This window comes from Streptomyces griseoloalbus (assembly GCA_014650015.1).
GTDB lineage: Bacteria > Actinomycetota > Actinomycetes > Streptomycetales > Streptomycetaceae > Streptomyces > Streptomyces griseoloalbus.
The window spans coordinates 100,868-116,248 of record BMUD01000015.1; the positions used below are offsets into that span (position 1 = coordinate 100,868).

Genomic DNA, 15,381 nt, shown 5'->3' on the forward strand with positions numbered 1-15,381 from the left:
GGGGCAGGTCCCGGCGCCCCGGCGGCATTCGCAGCGTCAGACGCCGTTGTGGTACGAGCGTGCCTCCGCCGCCGACACCTTCTCGGGCTCGCCGCGGAGGGCCGCGTCGATGATCGGCAGCAGACTGCCCACCTGTTCGCCCAGCTTTCGGTGCCGCCCGTCCAATTCCCGGTGCCAGGTGCGGGCGTTCCTGCCCACCCAGACCGTGTCGCCCCCGATGTCCTCGGCCGGCCCCTTGAGGGCCTGCCTGAGGTTCTCCACCTCCTTGGCGAGGTCGCTGCGCAGCTTGTGCAGGTCTGCCTTTCTGGGATTGGGCACCTTCGATTCAATGTCCGCCATTAGTATTACCTTCCGACTTTCATGTCGCGCTCGGAATTGCCTCCCGCTCTCAGCGCCTCATAATCTAAGCCAATGGCCTCCAGCGGTACGCCTGAGAGCAAACCCGAATACCTCGTCCTGCCCACCCTGAGTGAGGTTGGGCAGTCGTCCGACGGCTCGCCTCTTGACGGCGGCACCATCGAGGCGACGCTCGTCCCCGTAGCCGCGCCCGACGGCGGGGAGCAACTCGTCGCACTCGCGTTCACCTCGGTTTCCCTGCTGGTCGGTGCGATGGGCGAGGAGCAGCCCTGGGTCGTCGTCCCCTTCGGCGAAGTCGAGGGTGCCTTGCAGGGATCGGGCGCCCGGGCCCTCCTGGTCGATCCCCGGCTCGCCGTCGGCCCGGAATAGGAATCCACCCGTGGTCGACCCGAATTTCTCCGGAATCAACCCGGACAACCTGCTGAGGACCATCAAGAGGCTGGAATCCGGCAGCAAGGCTCTGCACCGTGCGAAAGCCGCTTATCTCCCGAGGTTTCAGAGGTTCGGCCTGGACACGGGAAACCTGACGGAGATCGGGAGGATCGCCGGATGGGTGGATGACGCACTCCCCATGCTGCGCCGCAGGCAGACTCTGGCAGCGGCCATGGAGACGGACGACGGCCGTCTCCAGCGGAAAGCCATGGTCCATCTGCGCGAACCGATCCCTACCATTGGCGAGGCGCGGGCCAACGGAAGAGAACTCGCAGCGGAGATCAACGAGGCGGCAGCCCTCGACCCGGGCAAGGCCGGAGCGGCATTCCACCGGATCGCCGAAGAGCTGGCCCGGCACAGCTCGGACCCCGACTTCACGTCGGCGTTCTTCGCCAAGATGGAACCCGGTCTGCTCAAGGTCCTGCCGGTGACCGTCGCCGCCGCCAGTGCGCCGACCGCCGCGGACGACATCAGGGTCTTCGGCTCCGCGTTCACCACCGCGGTCAACGCCACCTCCCCCACGCCCGGCTTCGACAGGGCAGCGGCGCTGTTCCACGGTGACATCGGCAAGGACGAGCCCACGGCCGTGTTCAACCGGGCACTCATGCAGGGCGACGACACCGACCTGTGGGCCATCGCCTGGAAGCACACGCAGATCGCCGTGAAGAAGCTCGGCGACCCCGCGGACACGTGGTCGGACACCGCGGGTTTGCTGGCCTCCGTCATCGGTATGCAGGCGAAGTACGCCGGTCACTTCTGGGAGCGGTCGCAGAAGTTCTCCGACGAGGCGGGTCGGCTGTACCAGCGGCGCATCAACAGCATGAGCCCGGAGGACCGGAGACAGCTCAAGAAGGAAACCAGGCGAGCGGCCCGAGCGTCCCGCCAGTCCGCTCGCGAGGCGGAACGCATTCTCGGCAAGTTCGGGATGGGCTCGTTCTCCCGGTTGATGGAGGCTTCCGTCGCGGAGGGCGGCAGCTGGCTGATCGGCAAGGTACCCGGGCTCGGACCACCCAGCTCGGCAACGCTCTTCGGCCGTTCCCTCCACGCCGGCGGCAAGCTGCCGTTGGTCGGTACGGTCCTGACCATCGGGGCCGTCGGGTGGGACGTCGCGCACGATGAGGAACTGGATGTTGCCATCGCTGCCAACGTGGGTGGGACGGCTGTCGGATCCGCTATGACTGCAAGCACGATGGCCGCGGTAGCAACGGCGGGAGGTCCCGTTGGATGGGGAATTGCAGCCGGCGTCGTGGTCGGTTTCGGCGTTGGTTATGGGGTCTCGTACGCGCTGAAAACCCCGACAGGCAAGAACGCCGTCAATGCGGTCACAGGCACGGTAAAAGATGCAGGCAACGCGGTCAGTGATACGGCATCCAGTGTAAAGAACACCGTGAGCGGGTGGCTCTCGTGAAACGGAGAAGTGGTGGCTAAGAAGAAGAGACGGCCTGCCGGTCGATATCAACTGCCGCCTCATATCAGCGAAGCGCGGCGGCGCTCTGCCATGTGGTCCTCAAGAAGAGCTCATCCGGTGCCTCCGACACACCGCATGATCCTCGGTGTCCTCGGCGGGTTCCTGCTCTCGCTCGGGCTGGCTCTGTTCTTCTGGCTCCCGTCGCAAGCCCTGATCCACGACCTGCGTGCAGAGGGCATCACTGTGGCCGCCACGGTCACTGGAGTCGACAGCAAGCCCAGGTACGTGAAAGTCAGACTCGTGCAGGGCCCTCGATCAGGAACTGAGACCGATCTCTGGGACTACGCGGGAATGCTCCCCGCCGCCCACTCGGGCGACTCGATGATTGTCACGTATGACCCCGAAGATCCCTCCCGGGTACTCATGCACAGCTGGGTCATCGATCCACCTACGAACCTCCCCGCGTATGGCGCCTCAGCTGTTGCCGTTTTTTTCTTGACGGCAGCGCTCGTGGGAACTGTCCGGCGTCGCCGGATCCTCCGCACATCGCCCGCTGAAGGCCCTGTCTGCGCCAGCACCCGCCTCACCAAACCGTAGCCCGCGAGGCAAACACCGCGGGCCCCGGCCGCACCGGCAAGGGCCCGCAGTCACGTCATACGGCCCGACCGTCAGCCGTTCATCACCGCCTGGATCGGCATGAACGAGCCGCCCGCGACGTACAGGCCGCTGCCCGCCGGGCCGCCGCCGCTGTTGGAGGGCAGCCTGATGCCGAACAGCTCGCCCTCGGACGGGCTTTGCGGGGTCAGCAGCATGCCGTTGCGGGACTTGCGGGCCTCGACGGCGAAGCCCCGGTACTGGCCCGAGAGGCTGTCGGTGGAGCCGGCCGCGATGAGGCCGATGCCGCCGTCGGCGCCCTTGCGGACGACGGTTTCCAGGGCCTCGTCGAGGCTGGTGTCGTAGAGGAGCTCGGCGTCGTCGACGATCACGACGTACGAGCCGCCGGACGCCCTGTTCACCAGTTCCTCCAGGTCGTCCTCCCTGCTGTCGGCGTTCAGCAGACCCAGCACGCCGTCGCGCCCCTCCAGCTCGCGCAGGGGCGAACGGCGCGGGGCGACCAGGACCACCGGTGTGCCGGAGCGCAGCAGCGTCTCCGTGGCGGCGACCAGGAGGGTGGAGCGGCCCGACTTGGGCGGGCCGGCGATGACGAAGCCGGGGCCGTTGTCCTCCAGGTCGATGCCGATCGGCTGGAGTTCGTCGCCGCCGACGCCGATGAGCGCCCAGAGCGGGGACGGCGGAGTGAAGTCGGGGTCGAGGGCGAGGGCCTCGGACGCCGTGATGCGCGACGGCAGCGCGTCCACCCGCATGGGGCGTCGCCCGGCCGGCACCCTGCCGTGACGGGCTGCCGCCTCTTCGGCGATCTCGCGCAGCGCCCTCACCTGTGCCTGGCCGGCGGGGTCGGCCGTGAGCAGGCCGATCTGGGTTTCGTCGACGCCGGTGTCCGTGATGCGCAGGGCTCGTCCCGGAGGCATGTTCTTCGGGACCTCGCGGGGCTGGAGCCCGGCCGTGGAGTAGTCGTTCGGGTCGGCGAAGCGCAGCACCAGGCGGTCGGCGAAGGCGGACGAGACGTGGCCGCTCAGGCCGCTGCGGTCGGCGGTCATGACGACCTTGAGGCCCACTGCGGAACCCTCACGGAAGATGCGCTGGGCCGACTCGAGGAGCTGACCGTAGTTGTAGCTCTCGAAGGTGGAGGCGAAGCCCTCCCAGCTGTCCAGCAGGAGCACCATCCAGGGGAGGCGGTCGTCCGGGGTGGCCGCCGCGCGCTGTTCGGCGGCGCTCGACGCACCCTCCATGGCGAGCAGTTGCTGCCGCCGCGCGATCTCCGCCAGCAGGCGCTCGATGAGACGCCGGACCCGGTCCGGTTCGTCGCGGGTCACCACGGCGCCGACGTGCGGCAGCCGCATCAGCGGCAGCAGCGCGTTGGAGCCGCAGTCGATGGCGTAGACGTGGACGTCGTGGGGGGAGGTGCTGTGGGCCAGTGAGCCCGCCAGCGTCCGCAGGGCGGTCGAGCGGCCGGAGCGGGCGCCGCCGAGCAGCATGGTGTGCTCGCCGTGCACCAGGTCCAGGGACAGCGGCGTACGGGACTGCTTCGCCGGCAGGTCGATCAGGCCGTACGGGATGGGGGCCACGTCGGACGGCCGGGCAGCGGCCGAGTCGGCGGCATACGCGGCGAGTTCGTCCAGTGTGACCTGCTCGGACAGGGGCGGGAGCCAGGGGCTGCGCTGTTCGCCGAAGCCCATGCGCCGGGCACCGTCCCGCACCGCGTCGACGAGGACGGCGAGGTCGGTGACCATCGTGCCGTCGTCCTCGGCCTCGGCCCGCTTGGGCAGCGGGCGGCCGTAGGCGTTCCAGGGCAGCGGCAGCAGCGTCGCCTTCGGGCCGGTCCGCCCGGTGGCGGGCCGGCGGCCACCGATGCGGGCCGACTGCACGCCGACCAGGGACTGTGCGCCGGAGCGGACGTACATCCGGCCCGGCGTGGACTTGGCGATGGCGCCCGAGTCGGGGGCCTCGATGACGTCGATGGACTCCGAGGCGTCCGTCACGCGCAGCGCGATCCGCAGGTTGGTGTTGGCGCGGATGTCCGCGCTGACCACGCCGGCGGGCCGCTGGGTGGCCAGGATCAGGTGCACGCCGAGGGAGCGTCCGCGGCGGGCGATGTCGACCAGGCCCGCGATGAAGTCGGGGAGTTCGGCGACCAGTGAGGCGAACTCGTCGATCACCAGGACGAGTCGGGGCATCGGCTCCAGCTCGGGGCGGAGCTTGCGCGTGTCGTTGTAGTCCTCGATGTCCTTGGCGGCGGCGTCGAAGAGGATCCGCTCCCGGCGGTGCAGTTCGGCCGCGAGGGAGGCGAGAGCGCGCTCGGTCAGATGGGCGTCGAGGTCGCTGACCATGCCGACCGTGTGCGGCAGGCGGGCGCAGTCCATGAAGGCGCTGCCGCCCTTGTAGTCGATCAGTACGTAGTTCAGGGCGTCGGGCCGGTTGGCGACGGCCAGCGAGGCGATGATCGTCTGCAGCAGCTCGGACTTACCGGCGCCCGTGGTGCCCGCGACCAGCGCGTGCGGGCCGTCCCGTCGGATGTCCAGCGCGAAGGGGCCGTCGGCGGCGATGCCGACGGGTGCCGCGGTCGTGGAACCACCGGCCTGCCAGATCCGCTCCACGTCGACCCCGGTCGGGTCGGGCATGCCCAGCAGGGTCAGCAGCCGGGCGGAGGTGGGCAGGGCGCTGCCCGCGTCGTCCCGGCTGACGTCCCGGACGGGTGCCAGGGAGCGGGCGAGCAGCTCGCACCACTCCGGCGTGACCTGGTCGGCGAGGACCTCCCCCGCGGCCTCCAGGCCGTAGCCGCGGATCCGGACGTGGTGCGCGGCGTCGGGGGACCAGGCGACGACGGCCCGGCACTCCTCCGGCAGCAGCCGCTCGTCCTCGTCGATGCACAGGGCGAGGATGCCGTACTGCGGGCCCTCGGCGAGGAGTTGCGGCACTCCGGGGATGCGGCGCAGCAGGCGGGCCCCGTCCAGGATGAGCAGGACGTTGGGGTCCGGGTACAGCTGGCCCGTCATGTTGTTCTGCTCGCGGGCCGCCTTGCGCCGGGCCAGCTCGTTGAGCAGCTCGTTGACGCGGCGGGTGATGCCCTCGGAGTCGAAGCCGACCAGTGCGACGCAGTCCTGCCCCTGGTCGGGGCTGGTGTGGGGCAGCCAGTGCACCCAGTGCCAGTCGGCGCCGGCGCCGGGGGCGGACACGAGCGACACGAGGGACAGGTCCCGCGGGCTGTGCAGTACCGCGGCCTGGACGCCGAGCCACCGTGCGGTGGCCAGCGCACGGGCCCGGTCCCCGGCGACACCGACCACCCCGAGCTCGGTGAAGGGGAGGGTGACGGGCACGTTCGGCAGGACGGGGGGCTCCGGACGCTCCTCCTCGTACAGGGATCCGCCGCGGCCCAGGACGAGTTCCACGTCGGACGGAAGGCTGCCGGAGCCGACCCTCAGCTGCAGGGCGTCCGGGTCGGTGAGCCGGCGCTCCCACAGGCGGCGGCGCGGTCCCGTGGCGAACAGCAGGATCTCGGCCGGGTCGGGGCTGTCCGCGCGGCGGGCGAGCTGTTCCTCCTTGCCGAGGGCGGCGAGTTCCGCCTCGTGCGCGGCGAGATCCTTCTTGTACTGCTTGACGGACGTCTTGTGCTTCTTCTTGCCCTCACGGTTGTCGCTGATCCACTGGCCGGCCATCATCAGCGGGCTCATCAGGCAGAAGAGCAGCATGTAGATCTGCTGGGTGAGGAAGTACATGCCGACGCCGAAGAGCATGGGCATGAAGGCCATGATGAACTGGAAGCGGGCCCGGTCCCCCTTGGTGGGCGCCACCGGCACCACGAGCCGCCGCCGGGGCCGCAGCGGGGACAGGCGGGGCGGGCGGTTGTAGGCGAGGCCGCCCTCGCTCATCGCGGACAGATGGGCGTCCGGTTCGGCCACCCGGTCGAGTACGAGCAGCGAGTCCCCGACCCGGACGACACCGCCCAGCGGCCATGGCGTGCCGGAGGTCACCGGCTCGTCGTCGAGCAGTACCTCGGCGCCGCCCTCGGGGACGAGCGTGGTGGCGCCCTTCATGTCGATGGCGATCCGCAGGGCGACCGGGGGCAGCGAGGTGTCCGTCAGGGGGAAGGAGCAGGTGGGCGCCGAACCGACGGTGGCCGTGCCGATGCCCAGCCGGATCACCCGGCCGGAGGCGGGACCGCCCGCCGCTCTCAGCTCGTACGGTCCGACCGGCTCGCCCTTGCGCAGCAGCGGGCCCACCGAGTCGTCCACGGACAGCCGCATGCCGTCCTGCAGGACGGCCGTCGCCGGCGCGGACGCGTCGCAGAGCACGCCGTCGGCCCACAGGGGCGGTCCCGCGGTGGCCGGCGCCGTGTGCCCGTGCGGCAGGACCGGCGACGTGCCGGGCATGGCGACCACGTTCGCGGGCAGGCCCGCGGAGCGGCCGGCCTGCCGCAGGGCGGTCGTCAGTGCCTCCGCGACATCGCCCGCCGTGGCCGTGTCCTCGGTGGTGATGACGACGTCATGCGGCTCACCGCCTTCCAGTACGACCGTGACCCGGGTCTGCATGGCGGTTCTTCCTCCCCGTCGGCCCCAGTGGCCGCGTTCGTCGCTTCAGCTGACGGAGACTGCTGACAGTCCCCGGTGCGGTCGATGCCTTGTCCTGGCGCCGGGGCGTCAGACGGCCGGCAGCGCGTAGATCTCGGGTCCGTGGGTGACCATCAGCCGGTTGCCGGCGAGGGCCATCTGCCACGGTTCGCCGTTGCCCTTGGTGTCGTCGTAGACCCAGCGGACCTTGCCGGTTCCGGCCTCCAGCGCGACGATGCCGCCGTCCAGGCTGCCGGTCGCCCCGTAGAGCGAGGTACCGGCCCGCAGGAACGTCTCCGGTCCTTGGACGTCCAGGTCGTCGCTGAGCCAGGTCCGCTTGCCGGTCTTGACGTTCACCGCCCAGACGCCGTCGTCGTCGTCGCTGACGTACAGCACGCCGTCGATCACCGACGGGTTGCCGAAGCCCCCGCGGCCGTTGGGGGACAGGGTCCAGCGGGTGTCGCCGGTGTCGGCGTCCACGGCGGTCAGCTCGTCGCCCGGCAGGAAGACGAGGCCGTTCGCGATCGTGGGCTGCCAGCTCCAGTCGTCACCGATCTTCTTCGACCACAGCTGCGCTCCGGTGGCGGTGTCCCGCACCGTGAGGTTCTCGTTGCTGTCGGCGTAGACCAGGTACCTGCCGGAGACGTTGCCCTGGACGTCGTAGTCCTTGGTGCCCCAGTCCCGCTTCTGCAGCCACACCTTCGTGCCTGTGGTGTGGCTGATGGCGGCCACGGCGGTGCGGTACTGCGTGGCGCTCCTGGATTCGCCGAAGTCGTTCGCCGTGACGTAGACGTGCTTGTCGTCGATCGCGATGGCGGACTCGACCGTGACGGACTTGCCCAGCCGGCTCCGCCAGACCTCCTCGCCGCTCGTCACGTCGAGGGCGACGAGGACGCCGTCGTAGTCGCCGTCGGCCAGGAACACCTTGCCGCCGTGGAAGAGCAGGGGCTCTCCCGGGCGGCAGGCGTCCTTCTTCGACCAGCGTGCCTTGCCCGTCCTCACGTCGTAGGCGACGAGCGGGTCGCCGCTGATCAGCAGGAGGCCGTCGTGCGTGAGCAGGGGTACGCCCGTGCTGGTGCTGTCCTCCACCGTCGCCTTGTGCCACAGCGGCTGGGGCGCGACACCGGGGGGCGGCGTGGTGAACGTCTCCGCCGCCGGTTCGGCCGAGCCGCCCCGGCCCGCCGCGTCCGTCGGGGAGGCGGAGTCGTCTCCGTCCCGTCCGAGCCACCAGGCCGCTCCGCCGCCGACCGCGGCGACACCCGCGGCGGCGCCGAGCGCCAGGCCGAGTACGCGACGACGGGACGGGCCCGTGTCGCCGGTGTCCGGCTCGCCGAGCCGCACCGTGCCGGGCAGGGGGGTGCCCGGCCCTCCGTGAGCGGGGCCGGCCGGGGCGGCCGGGCCGCCGGGCTGGTGTCCGTACCCCGGCGTCGGCGCGCTGCCGTACGCCTGGGCCGACCCACCGCCGGGGTGACTGCCGTACGCCGGGGCCGACCCGCCGCCGGGGTGACTGCCGTACGCCGGGGCCGGGTTGGCCGTCGCGGCGGACCCCGACGTCATGGTCGGCGCCGGGCCGAAGGACGCTCCGGCCGGGGCAGGGTCGGGGGCTTCCAGGTCGAGGATCCCCGCGGCGTGTGTCGCGATCGTCGAGGCGACCGCCGACGGCAGCCAGTCGGTCAGCACATGCTCGACGCCCCCCGGGGCCAGGGCGCTGACGATCTGCGCGGGCGCGGGGCGCTGTGCCGGGTCCTTCGTCAGACAGGCGCGGACGAGGCCCAGCAGCGACTGCGGTACGCCCGTGAGGTCGGGCTCGCCGTGCACGATCTGATAGAGCAGCGCGGCGTGCGAGGAGGCCCCGTCCCCGAAGGCCCCCCGGCCGGTCGCCGCGAACGCGAGCACCGCCCCGAGGGAGAAGACGTCGCCCGCCGTGCCGACGTCCTTGCCCTGCGCCTGCTCCGGGGACATGTAACCGGGCGACCCGACCACGACTCCGGTCTGGGTCATACGACTTCCGTCGACCGCCCGCGCTATGCCGAAGTCGATGACGCGGGGGCCGTCGGCGGCCAGCAGGACGTTGGACGGTTTGAGGTCGCGGTGCACCAGGCCCGCCGCGTGGACCTCCTGGAGTGCCGCGGCGAGACCGGCGGCCAGGGCGTGGACCGTGCGCTCCGGCAGCGCGCCGTGCGCGGCGACGACGTCCGTCAGGTCGGGGCCGAGCACGTACGACGTCGCCAGCCACGGCAGTGACGCCTCCGGGTCGGCGTCCACGACCGGCGCGGTGAAGCGGCCGGACACCGCCTTGGCGATCTCCGCCTCGTGCCGGAAACGGGCCCGGAAGTCGGCGTCCGCCGCGAGATCGGGGCGCACCACCTTCACCGCGACGGTGCGACCGCCCGGCGAACGGGCCAGGTAGACGCGGCCCATGCCGCCGGCGCCGAGTCTTCGCAGCAGGCGATAACTGCCCAGCTCGCGAGGGTCGTCCGGCTGCAGTGTCTCCATGGTCGCCTTCCCCGTCATGTTGCTCGTGCGGCCTGTGCTGCGCCTGGTGTCGTTTGCCAACGCGGACACATTAGTGAGTACCGGGAGACGGACAGCGACCGGGAGGAGCGCGGAAGCACTTACTCGATCTTCGACAACCGGGCTTTCGGCCGCCCCGAGTCCTTGCTGTCCGACCCGTACACGAGGTCGTCGCCGACCGGGGTGAGGGTGACGGTGTGCGGGGCCTGGTTGCAGACGTCGCGGTTGGACCTCGCGGCGACCGAGGTCGTGACGAGCTGTTTCTCCGTGGCCCGCTTCAGGGTGAGTACGTCGTCGCAGACGGCGCCGAAAGTGTCCGTGTGCCGAGGTAGGAGGCGGGGACGGTGGTGGGCGGTGCCGCAGGATGGTCCGCGTCGTCGGAACTCGCGTTGCCGCCGGGGGACTTGCAGCGGGCCGGCGAGGGTGAGGAGGACGTTGGACGGTTCACGTCCCGGTGCAGCAGGCCCAGTTCGTGCACGGCCGCGAGCGCCTCGGCCAGACCCGCGCCCAGGGTCCGTACGGTGGGGGCGGGCAGCGGACCGCCGCAGCGAGGGACGGGCCGGCCGAGCAGCCGGTAGGGCCCCGCGACCGTGGGGTTCCTCCGCTTCGAGCGGCCGCATGGTGTCCATGTCCACCCCTGCACCCTCACACCCGTACGCCGGAACCTTCCAGCAGCGTGGTGCGCGGTCCCCCGCGGCCTCAGGGTCGCAGCAGCTCCACCGAGACGTCCGCCGGGAACCCCGTCGTCGGTCCCACCCGGCGGGCGAACTCCGCGACGGCCTCCAGCTGCGCGGCGCCGAAGCTGAAATCGAGGGTGGTGAAGTACTGGGCCAGGGTCTGCTCGTCGAAGGCCTCCCAGCGGGCCGCCTGCTCGGCGACCTTGCCGACCTCTTCCAGGGAGAGGTTGCGGGAGGCGAGGAAGGCCTCGTGGACCTTCCGCGTGATGACCGGCTCGCGCTCCAGGTAGTCGCGCCGGGCGGCCCACACCGCGAAGACGAACGGCAGGCCCGTCCACTGCTTCCACAGCGCGCCCAGGTCGTGCACGTCGAGGCCGAAGCGGGGCCCGTCGAGCATGTTCGCGCGCAGGGCCGCGTCCCCGATCAGGACCGCCGCCTCGGCCTCCTGCATCATCAGGCTCAGGTCGGGCGGGCAGGTGTAGTAGTCGGGCTGTACGCCGTACCGCTCGGCGAGGAGGAGCTGGGCGAGGCGCACGGAGGTGCGGGAGGTCGACCCGAGGGCGACCCTGGCCCCGTCCAGCCGGTCCAGCGGGACCTGCGAGACGATCACGCAGGACATCACCGGGCCGTCGCAGCCGACGGCGATGTCGGGGAAGGCGACCAGCCGGTCGGCGTGCTTGAGGAACTCGACGAGGGTGATGGGCCCGATGTCGAGGTCGCCCCGCACCAGCTGCTCGCTGAGCTTCTCGGGGGTGTCCTTCGTCAGCTCGAAGTCGAGGAGCGTGCCCGTTCTCGCGAGCCCCCAGTACAGAGGCAGGCAGTTCAGGAACTGGATGTGGCCGACGCGCGGCCGGGTGCGAGGATTGTCCACATCGTGAGGCTAGCCCTCGCCCGGAACGGGAGGGCCTCCGCCCCCGGGACAGGGCCCGCGCAGCCGACGGGCGGGACGTTCAAACATTCGGGTGAAGTGATCTTGACCTCTCTTGCATTCGGGCTTCCGCGTGCTAGGCTTCTTCGCAAGTTGCAGTTTGGTTTCCCTTGCAGTACAGAGCCTGCGGAGCATGTGACCGCGGGCTCTCGTCGTTCTCAGACGGATGCACTTGTGCAGAATTACTCTTCACACTTGCTGGTTCTGGAGCAGGGCAACCCTTTGGGCCCAAGGAGGGCTTATGGCTACCGGAACCGTGAAGTGGTTCAACGCCGAAAAGGGCTTTGGTTTCATCGCCCAGGAAGGCGGCGGCCCCGACGTCTTCGTCCACTACTCCGCGATCAACGCGAGCGGTTTCCGCTCCCTTGAGGAGAACCAGCAGGTGTCCTTCGACGTCACCCAGGGTCCGAAGGGCCCGCAGGCGGAGAACGTCACCCCGGTCTGATCCTCCGATCCGGGAACGACCAGCAGTACCCAAGGAGCCCCGCGCCGTCAGGCGACGGGGCTCCTGCCTTTCCCGGTCGGGGCCGGGTTTGAATTTCCGGCGAATTTCTCTCGTACGTGCCGCATGATCAGCACGAATTCAGTGCCGGCCTCCAGTGACTCGCACAAGTGCGGCACATCCCCGCGATACGCCATGTAATCCCCCGGCCCGAGTTCCACGCTCTCGCCGTCGGGCCCCGCCTTCACGCGTCCGGCACTGACCACGATGTGCTCCACCGTTCCCGGAATGCGCGCCGCTGGCCACCGGAAGCGCTCACCGAGGGCGGGGGTTTCGCGGGGTGGGCGCGTCCGGCCGAGGTGCCGGCGGGCGGGGTGCCGGCGTGGCGGCGGGCACCGTCCGCGGTGGTCGTCGGGGGCGGCGGCCACGACGGCGGCGCTGCGGGCGCCCGGGCCGCCTGCGACACCCCCATCGTCCCCGGCAGCCGCCCGACCGGGGTCGCCTGAGACACCCCCGCCGTCCCCGGCAGCCGCCCGACCGGGGCCGCCTGAGACACCCCCGCCATCCCCGGCCGCCGCGCGCCCGGGGTGTCAGTGGGCGCGAGTAGAGTCCCCGCCCATGACTGCTACCCACTCCGCCACCGCCCCCGACCCCGGCCACGACTCGAACCTTGGTCCCGCCCATGTACGGGCCACCCGCACCTTCTACGACACCATCGCCGAGGACTACGCCGACCACTTCCGCGACATCCTCGACACCCTCCCGCTGGACCGGGCGCTGCTGGCCGGGTACGCCGAACTGGTCGGGCCTGGCGGCCGGGTGGCCGATGTGGGGTGCGGTCCGGGGCGGGTGACCGCGCACCTCGCCTCGCTCGGCCTCTCCGTCTTGGGCCTCGACCTGTCCGAGGGGATGCTCACGATCGCCCGACGCGAGAATCCCGGACTGCGCTTCGAGCAGGGCTCGATGCTGAACCTCGACCTCCCCGACGGCTCACTCGCCGGCGTCGTCTCCTACTACTCGACGATCCATCTCCCGGAGGACGAACTGCCGGCCGCCTTCGCGGAGTTCCTCCGGGTCCTGGCGCCCGGCGGCCATCTGCTGGTCGCCTTCCAGGTCGGCGACGAGCCCCGCCGCCACCAGGAGCCCTTCGGCCACCGGGTCACCCTCGACTTCCAGCGCCGCCGGCCCGAGCTGATCGCCGGGCTGCTGGAGGCAGCGGGTTTCACGCTGGTCCTGCGCACCGTGCGCGCGGCCGACACCGAGCTGGGCGAGTCGACCCCGCAGGCCCTCCTGATCGCCCGCGCACCGCGCGACACCCGCCAGTGACCTGAGTCAGAGATCCGTCGGCAGTGGGCGCACCTCTGACTCAGGTCACTGGTTCCCGGCCGTCCACCCCCGGTCGGCGTACAGCCCCTCCACCTCCTGCGCGAAGTCCCGCAGGATCTGGTCGCGCCGCAGCTTCATCGACGGGGTCAGGTGGCCGGCCTCCTCCGTGAAGTCCACGGGGAGGATGGTGAAGCGGCGGATCGACTCCGGGCGGGAGAGCATCCGGTTGGCCTCGTCGATGGCGCGCTGGAGGATGGCGCGCAGCTCCTCGTCGTCGGCGATGAGCCTCGGGGGCACCGGGTGCCTGCGGTTCATGCGGCGCCAGTGGGTGATGCCGGCCGGGTCGAGCGTGATGAGGGCGGTGATGTAGGGGCGGTTGTCGCCGAGCACCATGACCTGGGAGATCAGCGGGTGGGCCCGGAGCCAGTTCTCCAGCGGGGCCGGGGCGACGCTCTTGCCGCCCGCGGTGATGATCAGCTCCTTCTTGCGGCCCGTGATGGTCAGATACCCCCCGTCGTCCAGCTCGCCGAGGTCGCCCGTGGGGAGCCAGCCGTCGGGGGCGGCGGGGACGACCCCGCCCGCCTGGGGGTCCCAGTAGCCGCGCAGCACGTGTTCTCCCCCGACCAGGATCTCGCCGTCCGCCGCGATGCGGATGCGGGTGCCGGGCAGCGGCCAGCCCACCGTGCCCAGCCGGGGTTTGAGCGGGGGCGTCACCGTCGAGGCCCCGGTGGTCTCGGTCAGGCCGTAGCCCTCGAAGATCTCGATGCCGGCACCGGCGTAGAAGGAGGCGAGGCGGCGGCCGAGCGGGGAGCCGCCGCAGATGGCGTAACGGACCCTGCCGCCCATGGCGTTGCGGATCCGGCGGTAGACCAGCGGGTCGTAGAAGGCGCGGGCCGTCTTCAGGGGGCGGGACGGGCCGGGTCCGGTGCCGGTCTGGCGGGCCTCGACGGCCTCGCCGTAGCGGCGGGCGACCGACGCCGCGCGGTCGAAGGTCGCCAGCCGTCCGCCCGCCTCGGCCTTGGCGCGGGCGGTGTTGAAGACCTTCTCCAGCATGTACGGAATGGCCAGCAGGCAGGTGGGCCGGAAGCTCGCCAGGTCGGGCAGCAGCTCCTCGGCGCTCAGACTCGGCGCGTGACCGAGGCGTACCCGGGCGCGTACGCAGGCGACGGCGACCATGCGGCCGAAGACGTGGGACATGGGCAGGAAGAGGAGGACGGAGGCCTCTTCGCTGGTGCGTGCCTTGAACACCGGGTAGAGCAGCTCGATCGCGTTGTCGACCTCGGCGAAGAAGTTGCCGTGGGTGAGGGCACAGCCCTTGGGGCGGCCCGTGGTGCCCGAGGTGTAGACCAGGGTGGCGAGGGTGTCGGGGACCAGCATGCCCCGCCGCACCTCGACCTCGTGGTCCGGTATGTGGGCGCCGGCCTGCGCGAGTGCCTCGACGTGGCCCTTCTCGGCGGTCCACACATGCCGCAGGTCGGGCAGGTGCGGGAGTTCGGGGCCGAGGGCGGCGGCCTGGCCGGCGGTCTCCGTGACCAGGGCGACCGCGCCCGAGTCGTGCAGGATCCAGCGGGCCTGGAAGACGGAGGAGGTGGGGTAGACGGGGACCGTGACCAGTCCGGCCGCCCAGGCGGCGAAGTCGAGGAGCGTCCACTCGTAGATGGTGCGGGCCATGACCGCGATCCGGTCGCCGGGCACCAGCCCCTCGGCGATCAGCCCTTTCGCCACCGCCGTGACCTGGGCGGCGAACTGACCCGCCGTGACGTCCCGCCACCTGCCGTCCGCCGTCTTCCGGCTCAACACCACCGCGTCCGGCGCCGCGCTCGCGTTGTCGAACGGCAGGTCGGCGAGCGATCCTCGCCGCACCGGCTTCGCCAACGGCGGTACGGACGCTTCCCTGACGACTCCGTCCAGGCGCCTGATCTCGGGCTCGACCGGGACGGGTGCTCCGTGGACGTCGTCGTCGAGAGCGGAGGAATACGCGGTGGACACGGGCGGCTCCTGAGGCGTGCAGGCGAACTGCTTGATGCCACGACGTACGTGCCTCGCACGCCGAGGCGCTCACCGGTGGCCCTCGGGACAAGGAGTTACCACCGGTCGGTGCCGGGATTGTACGGCTTTCACGTGAGGGGGCT

The 15,381-nt window shown here is 71.2% G+C and carries 10 protein-coding genes and 3 pseudogenes; 6 read left to right on the forward strand and 7 right to left on the reverse strand.

Annotated elements, in window-relative coordinates; genetic code table 11:
• Window positions 1–36: 36 nt before the first annotated feature.
• Window positions 37–318: a hypothetical protein gene (locus tag IE178_RS22795; RefSeq protein ID WP_318280191.1), complete on the reverse strand. Its 282-nt coding sequence runs from the start codon at window positions 316–318 to the stop codon at window positions 37–39.
• Window positions 319–411: 93 nt separating this feature from the next.
• Between IE178_RS22795 and IE178_RS22800 the strand changes: the two genes are divergently transcribed.
• The 3 genes from IE178_RS22800 (at window position 412) to IE178_RS36130 (ending at window position 2,794) form a co-directional block, all read left to right on the forward strand.
• Entirely contained in the window at window positions 412–726 is a 315-nt protein-coding gene (locus IE178_RS22800; RefSeq protein ID WP_193513584.1) for an SAV_915 family protein, read from the forward strand.
• A 10-nt stretch (window positions 727–736) separates the two neighbouring features.
• A complete protein-coding gene (locus IE178_RS22805) occupies window positions 737–2,197 on the forward strand; it encodes a hypothetical protein (RefSeq protein ID WP_193513585.1) in 1,461 nt (486 codons plus the stop codon).
• Between the two features lie 135 nt (window positions 2,198–2,332).
• Window positions 2,333–2,794 (forward strand): hypothetical protein, encoded by a 462-nt coding sequence (locus IE178_RS36130; RefSeq protein WP_318280192.1) that lies wholly within the window; start codon window positions 2,333–2,335, stop codon window positions 2,792–2,794.
• A gap of 71 nt (window positions 2,795–2,865) precedes the next feature.
• Here IE178_RS36130 and IE178_RS22810 read toward each other — a convergent pair whose 3' ends face one another.
• From IE178_RS22810 to IE178_RS22820, 4 genes and pseudogenes are all read right to left on the reverse strand, one after another.
• Window positions 2,866–7,344 (reverse strand): FtsK/SpoIIIE domain-containing protein, encoded by a 4,479-nt coding sequence (locus tag IE178_RS22810; protein WP_193513586.1) that lies wholly within the window; start codon window positions 7,342–7,344, stop codon window positions 2,866–2,868.
• Window positions 7,345–7,452: 108 nt separating this feature from the next.
• On the reverse strand, window positions 7,453–9,858 hold the full coding sequence (locus IE178_RS22815; RefSeq protein WP_193513587.1) for an outer membrane protein assembly factor BamB family protein: 2,406 nt from the start codon (window positions 9,856–9,858) through the stop codon (window positions 7,453–7,455).
• A gap of 119 nt (window positions 9,859–9,977) precedes the next feature.
• A pseudogene (locus IE178_RS36980) lies at window positions 9,978–10,420 on the reverse strand (hypothetical protein); the annotation flags it as partial.
• Window positions 10,421–10,575: 155 nt separating this feature from the next.
• Window positions 10,576–11,424: a menaquinone biosynthetic enzyme MqnA/MqnD family protein gene (locus tag IE178_RS22820; protein WP_184760894.1), complete on the reverse strand. Its 849-nt coding sequence runs from the start codon at window positions 11,422–11,424 to the stop codon at window positions 10,576–10,578.
• A 298-nt stretch (window positions 11,425–11,722) separates the two neighbouring features.
• Between IE178_RS22820 and IE178_RS22825 the strand changes: the two genes are divergently transcribed.
• Window positions 11,723–11,926, forward strand: coding sequence for a cold-shock protein (locus IE178_RS22825; protein WP_003992177.1), 204 nt, complete (start codon window positions 11,723–11,725; stop codon window positions 11,924–11,926).
• A 113-nt stretch (window positions 11,927–12,039) separates the two neighbouring features.
• On the opposite strand, the pseudogene IE178_RS36135 reads toward IE178_RS22825, so the two are convergent.
• Window positions 12,040–12,213, reverse strand: a pseudogene (locus IE178_RS36135) (cupin domain-containing protein); the annotation flags it as partial.
• 21 nt (window positions 12,214–12,234) lie between these two features.
• Between IE178_RS36135 and IE178_RS36140 the strand changes: the two are divergent.
• Window positions 12,235–12,376, forward strand: a pseudogene (locus tag IE178_RS36140) (AzlD domain-containing protein); the annotation flags it as partial.
• Between the two features lie 165 nt (window positions 12,377–12,541).
• Complete coding sequence (locus IE178_RS22830; protein WP_193513588.1) at window positions 12,542–13,249, forward strand: class I SAM-dependent methyltransferase; 708 nt, start codon at window positions 12,542–12,544, stop codon at window positions 13,247–13,249.
• 45 nt (window positions 13,250–13,294) lie between these two features.
• On the opposite strand, the gene IE178_RS22835 is transcribed toward IE178_RS22830, so the two are convergent.
• The gene (locus IE178_RS22835; RefSeq protein ID WP_193513589.1) at window positions 13,295–15,238 is read right to left on the reverse strand and encodes an AMP-dependent synthetase/ligase; all 1,944 of its coding nucleotides are present in this window, start codon (window positions 15,236–15,238) and stop codon (window positions 13,295–13,297) included.
• Window positions 15,239–15,381 lie beyond the last annotated feature (143 nt).